Source organism: Neobacillus sp. DZ-9 (assembly GCF_059587065.1).
Genome location: NZ_JCAIOL010000006.1, coordinates 316,397 through 333,206 on the forward strand (window position 1 = coordinate 316,397; position 16,810 = coordinate 333,206).

Consider the following 16,810-nt stretch of genomic DNA (forward strand, 5'->3'; position numbering starts at 1 on the left):
GCAGCAAAACCACCAAAGCAAAGAGCTAGCGTCTTTTATGACGCTGTCTCTTTGCTTTTTTTATTTTTAAGAAAAGAGGAATTATGATGAGTTTACTTGAAGTCAGAAATCTAACCCACAGTTTTATAGACAAATTTCTATATGATAAAGCAAGTTTTGATTTATACAAAGGTGAACATATGGGAATTGTAGGACAAAATGGTGCCGGAAAAAGTACTCTAATAAAAATATTGATGGGAGAAATCATTCCGGATAACGGAATGATTAAATGGCAAAGGGATATTCGGATTGGCCATCTTGACCAATATGTGAAAATCAATGGAACTAAAACAATTATTGATTATTTGAGAACAGCATTTGCCCATTTATTTGAACTAGAAAAAAAACTGAATGATATCTATCAAGAAATGATGCTTACAGGTCTTTATGATCTCATGGACCAAGCAGCAAACGATCAGGAGAAGCTTGAAGCGAGTGAATTTTATTCAATTGAAAGCCTCATCGATAAAGTGGTTTATGGCTTAGGAATTAATGCAATTGGCATTGATTGCCCCATTCAGGAGTTGAGCGGCGGCCAGAGAGCGAAAGTGATTCTTGGAAAGCTATTGCTTGAAAAGCCCCATGTATTATTGTTGGATGAGCCAACAAATTTTCTCGATAAAAAACATGTGGACTGGTTAGCAAGCTATTTAACCGGATTCGATGGTGCTTATATAGTTGTTTCTCATGATATTGATTTTCTTGAAAAAATATCATCTTGCATCTGTGATATCGAGTTTGGAAGGATCAAAAAGTATGCGGGGAAATACTCAGATTTTCTTCGTCAAAAAGAGCATTTACGAGCGGATTATATTCGACAATATGATGCTCAACAAAAAAAGATTGAAAAAACGGAGGAATATATTCGAAGAAATATTGCTGGAGTAAATAGCAAGATGGCTCAAGGACGCAGGAAGCAGCTCGAGAGGATGGAACGAATGGCTCCACCAACCTTTACTACTAAGCCAACTTTTATCTTTCAGGATATTCCACTTTCCGCACAGATGGCTCTTAAAGTACATGACCTTGAGGTTGGTTATGGTAAACCCCTTTTGCCCAAATTAAATTTCTCTGTTTTAGGAGGGGAAAAGCTTGTGATTACAGGCTTTAATGGGATCGGAAAATCCACATTGCTAAAAACACTGGTTCATCATATTTCGGCAGTAGCTGGTAGTTTTCGGTTTTCGGAATCAGTAAAGATTGGTTATTTCGAGCAAGATTTAGCATGGGAAGATGGTACAAAAACACCTATCCAAATTATCTTAGATTTTCACCCCAAATTGGGTGTAAAGGAAATTCGAAATCGGTTGGCTCAATGTGGTGTGAGGAATACTCATACTTCACAAGCAATTGGGACACTAAGTGGTGGTGAACAATCAAAGGTGAGATTATGCCTCCTCCTTCTTTCGCCTTGCAATTTCCTCATCTTGGATGAACCAACCAATCATTTAGATGCAGAAACAAAAGAAGCTTTACAAAATGCAATCGTTCAGTTTAAAGGCAGTGTCTTACTCGTTTCTCAAAGAAAAATTTTATCAAAAGTGGGCGGATCGTTTTCTAAATATTGAGGATGTCGTATAGCGCGGCTCCATTTTTTCATATATTAAACAGTAAAAAGTCCCTTAGACGTTTTATGCAAAGTGAAAAAAAGTAATTCTTACTGGATAAACATATGACTTTCATAGAATGTCAGACAATATATAAAAGGAACATCACAAAGATATAGTGTTGGATCTTTTTACTTTTATAAGCCCTCTTAATGGCTTATTGAGGTAACATTTTAGCAATGAGTTGGAGAGTTGGAGAGTAGTGTCGTCGTCCGGCCTAGGTCATTTTTTTTATGCCAGTTGAAGCGATACACTTAGCCCAATTTAAAAACAAGGCTTTTCCAATATGAACAAGCATTTAAGTAATCTAATAAAATGATACTAACTAAACTCGTACATTTCTTTGGACCTTCATTATAAGGAGACGATATAAAATGAGTATCATAAATGGCAGGGATTTTATTGAACGTTTAAATAATATGAAAAATGAAATTTGGTTTGATGGTGAAAAAATCGAAGGGGAAATTTCAGAGCATCCTGCCTTTAAAGGAATTATTAAGTCAAAGGCTTCCCTTTATGATTTACAAAATTCTCAGGATATAAAAAATGAGATGACTTTCCTTTTGCCAGAAAACCAAAATACTATTGGATTATCTTACTTACAGCCCAAAACGAAAGAGGATTTAAAAAGAAGAAGAAACATGATTGAACATTGGGCAAGACACACTCATGGATTGATGGGAAGAAGTCCTGACTATATGAATACGGTAGTAATGAGTTTTGCCTCCTCCGCCAACGTTTTAAGAGATAGGGAAAATTGTTTTCCCGAAAACATTCAATCTCTATATGAAAGGGCAATGGAACACGATCTATCGTTTTCACATACCTTTATTACTCCTCAGGTAAATCGTTCACAAGTCTACTTAGGCTTTTCCAATGAGCCAATCTCCGCTAAGGTGATAGATCAAAATGAAAAAGGATTGATTATCAAAGGTGCCCGGTTACTTGCCACTCAAGGTGGTATAACGGATGAAATTTTAGTTTTTTCTGCACCAAGATTGTTTTTTGATCCTGACCAGGCGTTCGCGTTTTCCATTCCATCTAATACGAAAGGATTAAAATTTTTTTGCAGGGAATCCTTTGTGGGGGGAGAATCTTCGTTTAATTATCCGTTAAGTTCAAAATATGAAGAAATGGACTCAATTGTCGTCTTTGACAATGTTTTGGTTCCATGGGACCGCGTATTTTATTACGATAATGTAGATGCAGCGACAGATTTCCTGGTTGAAAGCTCTTTTTACCATTTTGCCTATCATCAAGTCATAACCAGACAAATTGTAAAAACAGAATTTTTTCTTGGAGTTGCTCAACTTCTTGTCGAGACAATTAATGTTGGGGAGTATCAACATATACAAGAAAAACTCTCCGAAATCATCATTGGTCTTGAAACCATGAAAGCACTTTTAGAGAAATCAGAAAATGATGCAGAATTGGATGAATGGGGATTTATGCGTCCTAGTATTATTCCAATACAAGTGGCTAGTAACATCTTTCCTAAAATTTATCCCCGTTTCAGCGAAATTATACAAATAATTGGTGCTAGCGGAATGATAACAATACCAACGGAAAGCGCGTTTGATTCCGAAATTCGTTCAGAACTCGACCAATATCTTCAAGCAGATGGTATGAATGCCGAGGACCGTGTGAAACTTTTCCGTTTGGCATGGGATCTTACGATGAGTTCGTTTGGTACAAGGCAAACCCAATATGAAAGATACTTTTTTGGTGATCCGATTCGATTATCCAGTAATTTATACAAAAACTATATAAAAGATAAACATGTTGAAGAAATTAGAGGATTTTTAAATCTAAAAAATTAAGAGTGGCTTATCAAATTGTCAATGCAGTATCCTCCAATTATTAATTCACAAACCAAAACCTTCACCATTTCCAACCCGAAACAGGCGGTTCTACTATTGTAGAACCGCCTGTTTCATTGGACTCTTTTATCAGCAAATCTTAATATGGGTAGTAATAGTGGTGGTGGTGGTATGGGTAGTAATGGTGATGGTGGTATGGGTAGTAGTGATGGTATTGTGGATAGCCAAAACCAAGACCTGGAGCCCCAAATCCAAGACCTGGTCCAAAACCAAAACCTGAACCTGGTCCACCTAAACCAACCCTTTCATATGCATCATAATTAGGAATCATATTCATCCTCCTCTATTATTTTTACAGTAGAGTTTATGCGATTTTGGGTAAAAGTTCTTGGGTATTTATCATGGATCCTGATTTAAATTGGGGATTAATCTATGATCATCTATCCATTCAAATGTTACATAAATAAATAAAAATCGCTAATGTAAACTGAAGTTTTTTTTCATAGTAAAAGATAGGCTTTTTCTATAACTTTGTGAAACATTACACTTAACCTAAACTGCCCCGTTACTTTAAGTGTAAATCTTCACAATTTGTTTCTTATATCAAACAAGCAAAAAAGCGATGCCTTGAATCAAGCATCGCACTCATAAAATGAATAAAAATTCACTTTTTATCCATTACTGCAAAGTAATTATTTTCACTATCTGCAAAATTAAATACTCTACCTGAAGGCATATTTACAATTTCTCCGACTGTAACGTTTTTGTTTGATAAGTCACTATATAAATTATCGAAGTTTTTCGAGAAGAACATTAAAGAAGGTGTTCCAAGATTTAATTCAGGCGCCATCTTCGCTATAAATTCCTTATTATGGAGAATAATCCTTGTTTCAGCTTCTTTAGTTGGAGCAATTTCAATCCATCTCATACCTTGACCATTGTCTTCCTCTGAAATTACACTAAACCCTTCTTTTTCTGTCCAAAACTCCTTTGCTTCATCTTGATTATTAACATACAACATGATTTGACCAACTTGACTAATCATTGATTTTACACTCCCTTATAAAAGTAATTCCAAAAACCAATGTGCCTAAACCTTCCTACACAAGATAACTCTACTTCAACAACTCCACAAGCTCGTTCAAACGGTCCCAAGTTTCGGTGATGCCCTGCAGCATGCCCATGTCCATGACCTTTTTAAGGGACTCTGCGGACACATATTCAGCACGGTTTATCAGTTTTGTCTTTCCACCCAAATCGATGAATTCCAATGTGATCTCAGTTGACGGCATGGAGTCATTCGAATTGCCCTCTGCATCCGAAAAGTAATCGGTGTAGACGATTTTTTCCGGCTCAATAATCTCCTTATAAACCCCTTTACCCCAGGATTCCATACCAAAAAATTGACCCTGATTCTGATCGAAACACTTCATACAGTAGTGCCAGACGCCACCCGGACGGAAATCGATGGTGCAAACCGGAATCTCCCAGCCCCTCGGCCCCCACCAGCGTTTCAAATGCTCCGGCTCTTTAAACATACTGAAAACCAGATCGCGTGGCGCATTGAAAATGCGCTCTAGTACCAATACACGTTCGTTTTCTACTCTAGATATCATTGCGTTGTTTAACATCGTGATTCCTCCTTGAACATCAAATGATTTTATGATTTTTCTTTGTTCTGCAATTCCTTCAAATAATCGTCTAGATTGTCGAATCTTTCTTGCATTATGCGCTGAAAGGACTGTACCCAAGAATCCAGCTCTTGGAAGGGCTCTGGACGGAGCTTGTAGATACGGCGGTTAGCTTCGGCCTGCACTTCCACAATTCCATTGTCGCTTAGCACTTTTAGATGCTTTGAAGTTTGGGGCTGCCTCAATCCCAACTTGTCGGCGATTTCCCCCACGGTCAGTGGTCCGTCACGCAATAGTTCGACGATATTCATACGATTCGGTTCAGACAAAGCGCTCAGCGTCGTCATGTTCACGCCCGGAATCTTCCCTGACATGTTGCTCACCTCGTCAAGTGATGGTCTCCGGGTAAAATCTCATCTACATCATCACTAGTATTATCGTCCTGTTAAATAGATTATACCCGATGAGGAATATTCCTGTCAAGGAATATTGAAAACTAAAGTGATACCCGATCATTACCGAATCGCACCCGTTTGTTAAACAATCAGGACCTTTTACAGTGAAAAATCTTTAAAAAGAAGAATTCCGCTTAGCATAAAAATACCCCCTGAATCTTTTCAAATTCAGGGGGTATTGCTTCGGAATCTACTCTTTTACTGTCAATTTTATCAATGGGCTTTATACTTTTAATTTCTCTTCCTGCGAAAGAGTACTACCCGCTCTAAAATCTTCTAAAGCATGCATGGCAAACCTCGCGTTGTGATTAGTGATCGACCGCCACCTATCACACCTTTTTTATTGGTTTACATGATTTCGTCGATGGTTGCCACGGCATTTTAGCAGCCTTCCATGCAAATGCATTCATCACTGCGTCTGACTATTGATATGGCTAATCCCATAATGGCGTACTTACCCTAACTGGCGTTTAAATTTTTTTATGGCGAAGAAGTAAGCGATGACCATAATGCCGACGCACCAGGCAAGCGCGATCCAGATATCGTTGCCAACAGACCCTTCATACAAGAGAGCACGAATCGAATTCACGATTGAAGTCACGGGCTGGTTCTCAGCGAACACACGGACAATTTTAGGCATGGTTTCGGTGGGGACAAAGGCCGAACTGATAAACGGAAGGAAAATCAGCGGGTACGAGTAGGCTGTCGCCCCTTCCATAGACCCCGCTGTCAATCCGGGTATGACCGCCAGCCATGTCAGCGCCAGCGTAAACAGCCCGAGTATCCCAGCTACCGCGAGCCAATCCAGGATACCAGCGCTGGAACGGAAGCCTATCAAGAGCGCGACGAGGATTACCACCACGATAGTAAGCGCATTGGAAACAAGCGAGGTCAACACGTGAGCCCACAATACCGACGAGCGCTTGATGGGCATGGTAATGAAACGAGCCATCAGCCCGCTTTTTACATCCGTAAACAGCCGCACGGAAGTGTAAGCGACGCCGGATGCGATAGCCATCAGCAAGATTCCCGGCAATAAATAATTGACGTAGTTGTCCGTGCCTGACTCTATTGCGCCGCCAAATACGTAGACAAACAGTAGCATCATCATAATCGGCGTAATCGCCACCGTGATAATCGTATCCGGGCTGCGCATGATGTTGCGCATTAAACGTCCTAGTAATACCCCTGTTTTGCTTTTCATTTACTTCTCCTCCTTTTTGCCGATGATCGCGAGGAAAATTTCCTCTAATGTCGGCTGCTTCTCGATGTACTCCACTTTCGCTGGAGGGAACATCTCTTTGAGTTCGGTGAGGGTACCAGTTGTGATGATTTTTCCGCCATGCAGGATGGCGATACGGTCCGCCAGTTGTTCGGCTTCCTCCAAGTACTGGGTCGTCAGCAAGATGGTTGTGCCTCCGCCAGCAAGCTCCTTGACGGTATTCCAGACTTCAATCCGTGCTTCGGGATCAAGCCCTGTCGTCGGTTCATCGAGAAAAATGACTGATGGCGTCCCGATTAGGCTCATGGCAATGTCAAGCCGGCGTTTCATCCCGCCGGAATATGTGTCCGCCCGGCGGTTGGCCGCATCGGTCAGGCTGAATCTTGCAAGCAGATTGTCGGCGACTTGAGCGGGATTGGAAACTCCCCGCAGCTTGGCGATCATTATCAGGTTTTCCCGCCCGGTGAGCATGCCGTCAAGAGCTGCGAACTGCCCTGTCAGGCTAATGCTCTGGCGAACATGATCCGGTTGTCGCTTGACGTCAAAGCCGCAAATACTTACTTCGCCGCCATCTGGCTTCATCAACGTCGAGAGGATGTTGACCGTCGTCGTCTTGCCCGCTCCATTTGAGCCCAGCAGTGCGAAAATTTCTCCACGCTGCACCTCAAAATCTACGCCCTTTAAAACTTCCTTGTCTTTAAAGGATTTTTTTAACCCTTTTACAGAAATCGCTGCATTGCTCATACTTTTTTCCTCCTTATAAAAAGTGCCTTGCGGAGCTAGATTGCCTATACCCATCTATTATGTGTGACTGATAATCTGTATGACTTATTACCTAGTTAAAAATATAACTGAACAGCGAAGAAGGTGGAATTCACATTTTTAATCAGCTATTCAGTCGGTATGATCTTTTTCATTTATTTTTTTCCCAATCGATTCATGATACTCTGGTTCAAATCTTCACGATACTTGGCGAAATAGGTTCTAGCGTTTGCCACTAGTTCGTCGGCAAAGGACGCAACGTCGTCCCCAGTGATTTCCAGCACTTGTCTGCCTTCCGCCGCACCGGCTTCGAACAACTCGATTAATTCATACTGCATGTGCAGCATATCCATCCCGTTGCCCGCTGAGAAATTCCACATGTAGTTTTGAATTTTCTTAAATACAAACTGGTAGTCCTCTGGCAGGGCTTCAACCCGTGCCATCATCATTTTGTACTCTTTTTTATCACCAATCAATTTTTTGAACATTTCCATCATGTTATTTTTCCTCCTTATTTAATGCTGAACAAGACACTCCTAAAATACCGGACGGAATATCTTATGAAGCTAGATTGACTTCAAGACGTTAATTTTTGATGATACAAAGTCCCATTTTTCCCAAAACAATTCAAGTTCCTGGCGGCCAGCCTCATTAAGTGAGTAAAACTTGCGTGGCGGCCCCATATCTGACGGTTTCTTTTCTATGCTCACCAGTCCTTTCTTTTCTAGTCGCACGAGGATGGTATAGACCGTCCCTTCCACGACTTCGGTAAATCCAAGCTCGTTCAGGCGGCGGGTTATCTCGTAGCCATAGGTTTCATGGCGGCTGATGATTTCCAGTACGCAGCCTTCCAGCGAACCCTTCAGCATTTCAGTTAAATTTTCCATGTTCAGCGGCACCTCTATTTTGTCTGACTTATATTCAGTATTACTTAGTACTAAGGTAAATTTTTACTGAATAGCTTTTGGGAAATCAAACTATTTAGTATTACTTATTACAAGTACATTGTAACACCGAGTAGCAAAGAGTGTCAACTATCTTTCTTAAAAATAGTTTGATACCCATATTAACAGCTATGCAACACCTTCAAATTGATACGGTATCTATTTCGTTTTAGCGGAAGTAAATAGTACAAAGGTTTGAAAAAAAAGAGGCACACCTTTTCAGGTAATGCCTCCCACTAAGATCCTATTTGTCTTTATTTTTTTAGGTGATACGGAACAGTTGTAATCACTATATCCTTGTGGCGGATAAACCAAAACCGCAATAGAAGAGCCGTTTGATTATGCAATAAATTATGCCACCATTTTTTAGGTATAAACTGTGGAATGACCAAATGAATGTGCCCGTGACCTTTCTTTTCTTCCACTAATTTTATAAAGCGATTAAGTGGTTCCAACACTGAACGATATTTACTTCGAAGCACGACTAACCTACATGGCGTACCCCATTTTTCCCACTTTTCCTCCATTTTCACAATGGATTCATCATCAAATCCCACGTAAACAGCAATCATGTTGCCGCCCAAACTTTTAGCAAAAGACATCGTATTATTAACTACTCGATGAACTCCTGAAACAAGAACTATCGTTGTAACTTCTCTTATTTCGGGGAATTCTTTTTCAATGTCCATACGGAGATCTTCTGCCACAAAGTTATAATGGCGACGTATAGCTAAAGACATGAAAATCATTAAAGGCAATATCACTAAGACAAGCCATGCTCCACCTGTGAACTTGGTAACAGCAACAATTACCGTAACCGTGCATGTGACAATTAACCCAACAATATTAACGGCCAATTTAATTTGCCAACGTGAACCCTTTACCCTTAACCATCGGCGGACTAATCCGAATTGGGCAATTGAGAAAGACAGAAATACACCAATTGCATAAAGCGGAATTAATGCATGGGTTTCTGAATGGAATGCTAAGATTAATACGCTTGCTGCAGCTGCTAATGCCATAATACCATTGGAATATGCTAAGCGATCCCCTCGGTTTGTTAGGACACGGGGTAAGAAACCATCGGCTGCTACTATCGCAGATAATTGGGCAAAACCAGTGAAAGTCGAATTTGCTGCCAAAATCAATACAATGAATGTGAACCAAATGATGATCTGATACAGAATTCCATGACCTACATACATTTCTGCTAACTGGGATAACATCGTGTTATCAGGTGAAGGTGAAATTCCTTTGATATATAAAAGATAGGCAAAACCTAAAAGAGTAAAACCAGTAATTGCTCCTAAAGTGATATAGGCTTTTATGGCTCCTTTTTGTTGTGGATCCCTAAAAACAGGGACCGCATTTGAAATCGTTTCAATTCCTGTAAGTGCCGAACAAGCTGAACTAAATGCTTTTAGGATCAGTAATATGCCTAAACCTTCAGGAACTGTACCAAATGGCGGGGTAGACTCCTGGACAAATCCATGTTTCAATCCGTCAAATACACCAGTAAAGATTACTAAGAGCATACATAACATAAATCCAATGGTAGGCCATGCAAATATTTTTGCTGACTCAGCCACACCACGCAAGTTCATAATCAATAGCAAAAATACAATTGTAACACCTAACACCGTTCGGAAAGGATGAACCGCAGGATAAGCGGAGGCAACTGCTTCTAGGGCTGCTGATACAGACACGGCAACGGTCAATATATAATCAATCAGCAGGGAACTGGAAGCTATTAATGAAACCCATCTAGCCTTAAAATTATCTTTTGCAATTGCGTATGCTCCACCACCGCTGGGATAAGCTAAAATCCCCATAATGTAGGAGGAGATTAATATAGCCAATAGAGTAACTGTTGCAATAGTTATGGGGATGATTAGCCATTTTCCCGCTTCCCCAAACTTGGCAAGTTCAGTCATCCCTGCTTCAGGTCCATAAGACACGGAAGAATAAAGGTCAGCAGCAAGGATAGGCAAAGCAATGAACCATATTATTTTTGTGTGTTGTTCAAAAAGCTCTGCGGTTCGCATACGGCGACCAATTAAAAATCGTTTAAGACCCGATAAGTTAGTAAATGCACTCCATATAAGGGCTAAGGCTATAATAAATAAAAATATCTCAATCCAATGCCATGGATCATTCATTTAAAACTCTCCCTTTTCGTTTAAATTACAGAAACGAGTTTATACATTACCTTAAACTTAAATGAAGTAGTAGCTCTAATTTTCTCGTTTCAATGCTTAAATCCAATCCCGTAATAGATGGGTAATAATTTATTAACTAATTATCATATGTATTAGTGCGAGCAGATTAATTATAATATTCCTCCCTTGACCATTCTTATCAAAACAAAAAGACCTCCTAAATGGAAAGTAAGCTTTTTCTGTAAAAAAGAGCACAAAAAAAGCACCTTCATAGGTGGTCTTTTGACCTCCTTCGCTTTAGCCGACGAAGTTAGCTGACGGGTAGGATGGCGAAAGAGAATGACATCCCTTCTACATAAGTAGAATTAACCCCAAAAAATTGGTTCCTCCGTTCCCTTTCGGGATTAGGCAATATGAATTTTTCTTCTTTGAGCATGATATTACGCATATGAAAAATAATTGTAAAGGGTTAAAAAATGTTAAAAACAGGCTAAATACTTCAATTTTTTTATATTAAAGCGCTTACACTCATGGTTTACACCGACTTTCTCGTTATCGCTAAATTTTAATACATTCTAGTCCATTTTTGGTATTTAATTTGAAATCTTTTATAGGAGTGTAAAAAAGAAAATATGGGAAAGGTATGAATAAGTGAACTAAGGAGTGATAAACATGGAACAAGTTTGTACTGTTTGTGGTGATAAAAAAGGTGATAGTGAAAAAGAAGAAAAATCTGTTTTAATCATTTGTGAAACCTGTCTATATAGTGATGATCTTCATCCCCATTTAGATAAATTTCTTTAATTCATTTGTTTCACGCCATCATTCGGTCACCTTACTCCTAAAATCTCCCTATTACCATTTGGTTACGTTTATGTCTTCCCTTATTAATATCTGGATGAACATTTTCTGTTTCCTAAAAAAATTTCATCAATTCAACTTTTTAGAGAGAAAATAATGTAATCTTACCATCCCTGTGACATTCACTTGTTAACCGGAGAAAAAAGTGCTGCCGCCTTAAATCCACGGGTGTTCTTGGTTTTTCAATAAAAAAGGTCCAATCTTTTTAAGAGACAAGACCTTAAAACTTTTAGTTGGATTTACTTTTTCAAGGTTCGTTGATGGGCTCTTTTTAATATTTTTTCCATTTTGATTCTTTCTTTCATTTCCGACACTTCTCGAACTCGAACGATACTTTCGAGTTTGGGAAGTTAAGGGCAGTACTTAGGCAATAGTTCGATAGAATTTGTCGTCAAGTAATAGGTTTCTTCTATTTTTTCATAGCCTTATTGACTTTTTGATTGACCGATTCTTGATAGAGATCAGCGTAAGTTTTTGAATCTTCAATCAGCGCATCGCAGAAAGCAGCGACATCTGTTCCTGTGACTTCAAGCACGCCTCTCCCAGCAGCTGCACCATCTTCAAAGAAGCTTAAAATTTCCGAGAGCAGTCCGATACCTTCGTTTAGCTCAACAGGTCCGACTTTGAAGAGGTATTTTTGGATCTCTTTATAGACAATTTGGTAATCTTGTGGAAGCGTTTTGACACGCGCAACATGGGCTCTCCATTCTTTTTTGCCTTCGATGATTTCTTTGAAACTCATTTCAGTCCTCCTAATTTTCTTGCTACGTTCTTGTTGAGTTGGTCACGCCATTTATCTCGATAAGTTTTTGCACCATCGTCACCAACAAGCGCTGCGCAGAAGCCTTTGATATCGTCTCCTAGTACTTCTTCGACGCTCTGGCCGTCTGATGATGTAACTTCAAGCAGTTCAAGAGCACTGTCAAGAATCGGCATCAGATTACGACCGGTGAAATCTCCGTGAATCCAAAGATTACTTCCAATTTCTTTCCAAGCAGTTTGAAACTCAGCTGGCAAGACTTTTGCTCGTGCTTTAAAACCTTTCATTTCTTTAGTCATATCGCTGCCGGTTATTTTTTCTAAAAAGTTCATTGTAGTCTCCTTTAAGATACTAAGCTGTTCAGCAAAGTTCTATTATTTAATCGCATCGTTGAGTTTTTGACGTTGCTTATCAACCCACGATTTTGCATCAACGACGAGATCATCACAGAAGGCTGCAACGTCGTTGCCAGTAACTTCTTTAACGCGCTTGCCATCGGCTGAGGCTTCTTCAAGATGGTCGATGATGTGATTAAAGACGAATTTCGTTTCTTGCCAATCCATCACGCCGCCAGTGTTCCAGAGATATTTTTGCATCGCTTTGTAGGCATTGTAGTAGTCTTCAGGTAAGGCTTTTGCGCGGTTTTCCATTTCACGCCATGCTTTCTTTTCGCTAAAATCTCCAAAGATTTTTTCTAAAAAACTCATGTTTGTTCTCCTCCTTTATTTTGCTTTTAATTCGTTTAGTTTGCTTGAGACAAAGTTCCATTTGTCCCAGAAATTTTCCAGTTCTTGCTGGCCAGCTTCATTGAGCCGATAAAATTTACGCGGTGGGCCCATCGTTGATGACTTTTTCTCAATTTCCACGAGTTTATTTTTTTCGAGCCGCATCGTGATGGTGTAGACTGTCCCCTCCACAATGTCACTAAAGCCCAGTGCTCGCAGCTGCTGCGTGATTTCATAGCCGTAAGTTTCGCCACGGCTAATGATTTCAAGCACACAACCCTCAAGCACCCCTTTCAGCATTTCTGTGATATTTTCCAATTTTTACCTCCATTTATATTTAACTTATATTTTTTTCAGAACTCTGTAATACAGGTATTTTGTGTTACTTATATTTAGTATTACAGACTACTAGTATATAGTATTACAAAATAGCATCAATTGTCAATAAAACTTTTCGTCAAAAAAGCCCGTTTTTACGGCTTCAAAGGTGTTTTTATCAAATCTGACAGCTTAAACTTAGCCAGAACTTGATTATTCTCAAAAAGATCTAAATAATTTAAAAATAACTGGTGAATAGGTTGATGACCAGGAACTCGCTCTTATTGGTGGATTTGATTTACAGTTAAAGTGACCAAAATGATGATTAGAAATACAAAACGGTTTCGACTTCGCAAAAAAAGCAGGCGACTATTTAGTTACAAACTTATTGAGTCAATTAATTTGATGCATTTGATTTTAGGTATAGGCATCAATAAGTTTGTGAAGAAATTCACTTAAACTAAACCGCCCCTGTACTTGAAGAAAAAAAAGCTTTGCTCCAATTTATGAAGTAAAACCCCCTGTTCATCCATTAATTAAATTAAACTACACGGTTAATTGTATACCCCGTTTTATATAAATATTGGTAATTCCATAATCTAGGCATCCATCCAATCATATTTGGGTATACACTCATAATTTACTGTAACTTTGAATGAAAGGATGATATTAATGGTTTATTACATAATTTTGCATCATCACTACAATCCATGGTATACACCATTTATGGTTCCATTTATTCCTCCACCACCGGTACCACCAGCTGCTGTGACCTATCGAAATTTGTTGAACGATTATTGTTTAAAATACCCTAATTAGACTAGGCTGCCGTAAAAGAAGCTAGATCTTTCAGGAAAGCCGCCGTAGCTTAAGTATATTCCTTCACAATCTACATGAGAGAAAAATAAAAACAGAATAGCAGTCTCGTGAGAACCTCCTTGACATGTGTGACGTTCGTAGCTTTGTAAACTCATTTCGCTGTAAGGAATATTGTTAAACAACTCATAGTAAATTTTGAATATGCCCTTTTAGAACACCTTGTCCAAAAAGACCGCTCTAAAACGTTAGAACGGTCTTTCCTTATATATTCAAATTTTAATTACTACTCTCGTCACTACTTTCATCATGATGGTGATGGTGATGATGATGGTCGCTGCTTTCTTCCTGGTCATGCCCGTAAGCTAGTGTTGCGGGATTCGTATTTACAAATGTCAGATACCACGGCACCCCTAATGGTCCTCCCTTTTTAAAAGGAGGCACAATTTCCTTGAATTTCTTGGAATCGACATTGTAGCGCCGTACAGAACCGGTAAATTCTCCCGTTGGGACACTCGTTCCATCCGGTTTGTCGTCGGAAGGGCCGGAAATGGGGACATACAACTTTCCGTTCGGGCCGAACAGGAGTGCCTGTGCGAAGGCCCGCGGCTGTCCCGGAGCATAGAGGTCAATCTTGTCGAGTAACTTACCCGTTTCGCCATCAAAGATCAAAATTTTGTCGGTATCATTTGGGTCATTAAGGTTTTGGAAACTGGTGACGTAAAGGTTACCGTCGGGTCCAAAGACTAGGCCTTCAGGGCGATGGAGGTTGTTCACATCATCGCTCTTAATGAACACCTCGAACTCCCCTGATTTCAGGTCGAAGCGCAGCACCCAGCCTCTAAGTCCATTATCCCCTTCCGATGGGTCAAAAGCGGAAACATAAAGCAAGCCGTCGGGACCGAACACCAATCCGCGGGGATGTAAAGGATTGAAACCGGGGTGGCTGAGGTTACCACGAAACACCCCAGTTGTTCCATCATACGTCCGCACTTCTCCTGGCGTGTCTACGCCCTTAAAAAAGTCACCCAAGTCCGCCACAAATAGGACATTGTGTTTGGAGAGAACGATGCCACGAGGTGCCAACGGAGAGTTTGGATCGAGTGAACGGACAAGTTCGCCCAAAAAAGCCCCGGTTTGCCCATTGAACTTCAATACGTCTCCATTAAAGGGAGTCAAGACTCTCTGGTTAGAAACTAGAAGATTGCCCTTATGGTTAAAGATAAGTCCCCGGGGACCGTGCAAGTTGTTGCTGCTATTTTTTGCAACAAAAGTACCAAGGAATTTCCCTGTTTCCGGATCGAAAGTTTTGACGGTGTCGTCAGTGGCGTCACCAATGTAGAGATGGTCGCACTCGAAGCACCTGTCATGATCCTTCTGATTATACATTCTATCATCCTTTTTAAAAAAAAATTTAAGTAAAAGCTTACTTTTACCTAAATTAATATATGCCTTCGAGAGATTTTTCGTATAGGACAAGCATCCTGATAAAAAATGTTAAAGTTACCTGTTTCTTAGTTCAAAAAGAAAATTGCCGCAGCAGTCCAAATCTGTATTTGATGACTGATGATAAGTCTGTTCACTGATGCAATCGAGAATTAATAATGAGTAAATTTATTTATCTCTTCACTTCAAAGCGTTAAGTGCGACCTTGGCAGCTTCTGCAATAAGCGTATTGTTATAGGTGGCATTCTGTGTATCGCGGCTAGATAGAACAGCGATGACAATGGGAGCTCTATTCGGCGGCCAAACAATCGCAATGTCATTCCGCGTTCCATAGCTTCCTGCCCCGCTCTTATCATCGACTTCCCAACCTGTTGGTGCACCAGCACGAATCAATGCATCTCCAGTGGTATTTCCCCGCATCCAATCTGTCAAGATTTTACGTTTTTCAGTAGGGAGCAAGTCGCTAACTGCGAAAGCCTTAAGGCTCGTTGCAAGTGATTTTGGTGTGCTTGTGTCACGTGTATCTTTAGGAACTGCTGAGTTCAAATCCGGCTCGTAGCGATCAACCTGGGTAACGTTATCACCAATCTGCCTCAGTGCTGTTTCAAATCCCTCAGGGCCTCCCAGTTTCTCTAATAAAAGGTTCCCTGCGGTGTTGTCGCTAAATCGGACAGCAGCCTCTATAACATCCCGAAGAGTCATCCCGGTATCAACGTGAAGCTGTGTGACCGGTGAATATGAAACTATGTCCTCGATATTGTATGTGACTAACTGGTCGAGTCGATCAATTGAATAATGCTGCAGCAATGCACCTGCGGCTAGAGCTTTGTAAGTAGATGCGTAAGCGAACCGCTCATTAGGCCGATAGGAGACGGTCCGATGTGTACCTGTATCGATAGCGTAGACTCCGAGCCGGGCATCATATTTGTTCTCGAGTTCTGCAAAATCACGGCGTATTTGGTGTGCCGGTACTTTTGTGACTCCCTTTTCGGGCTTGTCAGAAAGGTTATTGGTGGTCATCGACCAGCCGGCGAGGGGTACAATTGCAACCACTAGCACAAGCAGGGCAAATATAAAATTATTAATGCTGAAAATATCATGTGTTTTCCTCAAGATCTATACCTCTTTTATTTAATATTAGATGTCCTGAAAATTGAATAAGTGGGTTTAATCATTATGTTTTAATTAACATCGATCGACTATAAACCAGCAGATTCTAAAAATTTTGTATTACACTTAGATTCA

General features: G+C 40.1%; 17 protein-coding genes, 1 pseudogene and 1 riboswitch. Of the genes and pseudogenes, 3 read left to right on the forward strand and 15 right to left on the reverse strand.

What is annotated here, in order from left to right; translation table 11 throughout:
- Positions 1-86 precede the first annotated feature (86 nt).
- Together AC59HZ_RS19035 and hpaB are read left to right on the forward strand one after the other, a co-directional pair.
- Positions 87-1,620, forward strand: a pseudogene (locus tag AC59HZ_RS19035) (ABC-F family ATP-binding cassette domain-containing protein).
- 400 nt (positions 1,621-2,020) lie between these two features.
- The gene (hpaB, locus tag AC59HZ_RS19040) at positions 2,021-3,466 is read left to right on the forward strand and encodes a 4-hydroxyphenylacetate 3-monooxygenase, oxygenase component (protein WP_496547363.1); all 1,446 of its coding nucleotides are present in this window, start codon (positions 2,021-2,023) and stop codon (positions 3,464-3,466) included.
- A gap of 139 nt (positions 3,467-3,605) precedes the next feature.
- Here hpaB and AC59HZ_RS19045 read toward each other — a convergent pair whose 3' ends face one another.
- The 9 genes from AC59HZ_RS19045 to AC59HZ_RS19085 all read right to left on the reverse strand — a co-directional run bounded on the left by AC59HZ_RS19045 (position 3,606) and on the right by AC59HZ_RS19085 (position 10,639).
- Complete coding sequence (locus tag AC59HZ_RS19045) at positions 3,606-3,797, reverse strand: hypothetical protein (protein WP_496547364.1); 192 nt, start codon at positions 3,795-3,797, stop codon at positions 3,606-3,608.
- A 333-nt stretch (positions 3,798-4,130) separates the two neighbouring features.
- Complete coding sequence (locus AC59HZ_RS19050; protein WP_496547365.1) at positions 4,131-4,511, reverse strand: VOC family protein; 381 nt, start codon at positions 4,509-4,511, stop codon at positions 4,131-4,133.
- Positions 4,512-4,581: 70 nt separating this feature from the next.
- The gene (locus AC59HZ_RS19055) at positions 4,582-5,097 is read right to left on the reverse strand and encodes an SRPBCC domain-containing protein (protein WP_496547366.1); all 516 of its coding nucleotides are present in this window, start codon (positions 5,095-5,097) and stop codon (positions 4,582-4,584) included.
- A 29-nt stretch (positions 5,098-5,126) separates the two neighbouring features.
- Positions 5,127-5,471: an ArsR/SmtB family transcription factor gene (locus tag AC59HZ_RS19060; RefSeq protein ID WP_496547367.1), complete on the reverse strand. Its 345-nt coding sequence runs from the start codon at positions 5,469-5,471 to the stop codon at positions 5,127-5,129.
- Between the two features lie 535 nt (positions 5,472-6,006).
- Positions 6,007-6,756 carry an ABC transporter permease gene (locus AC59HZ_RS19065; protein ID WP_496547368.1) on the reverse strand — a complete coding sequence of 250 codons (750 nt, stop codon included), beginning with the start codon at positions 6,754-6,756 and terminating at the stop codon, positions 6,007-6,009.
- On the reverse strand, positions 6,757-7,518 hold the full coding sequence (locus AC59HZ_RS19070; RefSeq protein WP_496547369.1) for an ABC transporter ATP-binding protein: 762 nt from the start codon (positions 7,516-7,518) through the stop codon (positions 6,757-6,759). It abuts the gene before it with no gap.
- Between the two features lie 173 nt (positions 7,519-7,691).
- Positions 7,692-8,033: a DUF1048 domain-containing protein gene (locus AC59HZ_RS19075; protein ID WP_496547370.1), complete on the reverse strand. Its 342-nt coding sequence runs from the start codon at positions 8,031-8,033 to the stop codon at positions 7,692-7,694.
- Between the two features lie 69 nt (positions 8,034-8,102).
- Positions 8,103-8,423: a PadR family transcriptional regulator gene (locus AC59HZ_RS19080; RefSeq protein WP_496547371.1), complete on the reverse strand. Its 321-nt coding sequence runs from the start codon at positions 8,421-8,423 to the stop codon at positions 8,103-8,105.
- Positions 8,424-8,734: 311 nt separating this feature from the next.
- The gene (locus AC59HZ_RS19085; RefSeq protein ID WP_496547372.1) at positions 8,735-10,639 is read right to left on the reverse strand and encodes an APC family permease; all 1,905 of its coding nucleotides are present in this window, start codon (positions 10,637-10,639) and stop codon (positions 8,735-8,737) included.
- Between the two features lie 284 nt (positions 10,640-10,923).
- Positions 10,924-11,060, reverse strand: a riboswitch (cyclic di-AMP (ydaO/yuaA leader).
- A 251-nt stretch (positions 11,061-11,311) separates the two neighbouring features.
- Between AC59HZ_RS19085 and AC59HZ_RS19090 the strand changes: the two genes are divergently transcribed.
- On the forward strand, positions 11,312-11,443 hold the full coding sequence (locus AC59HZ_RS19090) for a hypothetical protein (RefSeq protein ID WP_496547373.1): 132 nt from the start codon (positions 11,312-11,314) through the stop codon (positions 11,441-11,443).
- A 466-nt stretch (positions 11,444-11,909) separates the two neighbouring features.
- Here the strand turns inward: AC59HZ_RS19090 and AC59HZ_RS19095 are convergent, their stop codons facing one another.
- The 6 genes from AC59HZ_RS19095 to bla form a co-directional block, all read right to left on the reverse strand.
- On the reverse strand, positions 11,910-12,242 hold the full coding sequence (locus AC59HZ_RS19095; protein ID WP_496547374.1) for a DUF1048 domain-containing protein: 333 nt from the start codon (positions 12,240-12,242) through the stop codon (positions 11,910-11,912).
- Positions 12,239-12,592 carry a DUF1048 domain-containing protein gene (locus AC59HZ_RS19100; RefSeq protein ID WP_496547375.1) on the reverse strand — a complete coding sequence of 118 codons (354 nt, stop codon included), beginning with the start codon at positions 12,590-12,592 and terminating at the stop codon, positions 12,239-12,241. The genes AC59HZ_RS19095 and AC59HZ_RS19100 overlap by 4 nt, the downstream gene beginning before the upstream one ends.
- 42 nt (positions 12,593-12,634) lie before the next feature.
- Positions 12,635-12,967 (reverse strand): DUF1048 domain-containing protein, encoded by a 333-nt coding sequence (locus AC59HZ_RS19105; RefSeq protein WP_496547376.1) that lies wholly within the window; start codon positions 12,965-12,967, stop codon positions 12,635-12,637.
- A gap of 15 nt (positions 12,968-12,982) precedes the next feature.
- Positions 12,983-13,303: a PadR family transcriptional regulator gene (locus AC59HZ_RS19110; protein WP_496547377.1), complete on the reverse strand. Its 321-nt coding sequence runs from the start codon at positions 13,301-13,303 to the stop codon at positions 12,983-12,985.
- Positions 13,304-14,398: 1,095 nt separating this feature from the next.
- A complete protein-coding gene (locus AC59HZ_RS19115) occupies positions 14,399-15,508 on the reverse strand; it encodes a Vgb family protein (RefSeq protein WP_496547378.1) in 1,110 nt (369 codons plus the stop codon).
- A gap of 237 nt (positions 15,509-15,745) precedes the next feature.
- A complete protein-coding gene (gene bla / locus AC59HZ_RS19120) occupies positions 15,746-16,660 on the reverse strand; it encodes a class A beta-lactamase (protein WP_496547445.1) in 915 nt (304 codons plus the stop codon).
- Positions 16,661-16,810: the final 150 nt, after the last annotated feature.

Bases quoted from the DNA above. Each gene is read 5' to 3' on its own strand.
- hpaB (WP_496547363.1), top strand. From the start codon at position 2,021: ATGAGTATCATAAATGGCAGGGATTTTATTGAACGTTTAAATAATATG.
- AC59HZ_RS19045 (WP_496547364.1), bottom strand. From the start codon at position 3,797: ATGATTCCTAATTATGATGCATATGAAAGGGTTGGTTTAGGTGGACCA.
- AC59HZ_RS19050 (WP_496547365.1), bottom strand. From the start codon at position 4,511: ATGATTAGTCAAGTTGGTCAAATCATGTTGTATGTTAATAATCAAGAT.
- AC59HZ_RS19055 (WP_496547366.1), bottom strand. From the start codon at position 5,097: ATGTTAAACAACGCAATGATATCTAGAGTAGAAAACGAACGTGTATTG.
- AC59HZ_RS19060 (WP_496547367.1), bottom strand. From the start codon at position 5,471: ATGTCAGGGAAGATTCCGGGCGTGAACATGACGACGCTGAGCGCTTTG.
- AC59HZ_RS19065 (WP_496547368.1), bottom strand. From the start codon at position 6,756: ATGAAAAGCAAAACAGGGGTATTACTAGGACGTTTAATGCGCAACATC.
- AC59HZ_RS19070 (WP_496547369.1), bottom strand. From the start codon at position 7,518: ATGAGCAATGCAGCGATTTCTGTAAAAGGGTTAAAAAAATCCTTTAAA.
- AC59HZ_RS19075 (WP_496547370.1), bottom strand. From the start codon at position 8,033: ATGATGGAAATGTTCAAAAAATTGATTGGTGATAAAAAAGAGTACAAA.
- AC59HZ_RS19080 (WP_496547371.1), bottom strand. From the start codon at position 8,423: ATGGAAAATTTAACTGAAATGCTGAAGGGTTCGCTGGAAGGCTGCGTA.
- AC59HZ_RS19085 (WP_496547372.1), bottom strand. From the start codon at position 10,639: ATGAATGATCCATGGCATTGGATTGAGATATTTTTATTTATTATAGCC.
- AC59HZ_RS19090 (WP_496547373.1), top strand. From the start codon at position 11,312: ATGGAACAAGTTTGTACTGTTTGTGGTGATAAAAAAGGTGATAGTGAA.
- AC59HZ_RS19095 (WP_496547374.1), bottom strand. From the start codon at position 12,242: ATGAGTTTCAAAGAAATCATCGAAGGCAAAAAAGAATGGAGAGCCCAT.
- AC59HZ_RS19100 (WP_496547375.1), bottom strand. From the start codon at position 12,592: ATGAACTTTTTAGAAAAAATAACCGGCAGCGATATGACTAAAGAAATG.
- AC59HZ_RS19105 (WP_496547376.1), bottom strand. From the start codon at position 12,967: ATGAGTTTTTTAGAAAAAATCTTTGGAGATTTTAGCGAAAAGAAAGCA.
- AC59HZ_RS19115 (WP_496547378.1), bottom strand. From the start codon at position 15,508: ATGTATAATCAGAAGGATCATGACAGGTGCTTCGAGTGCGACCATCTC.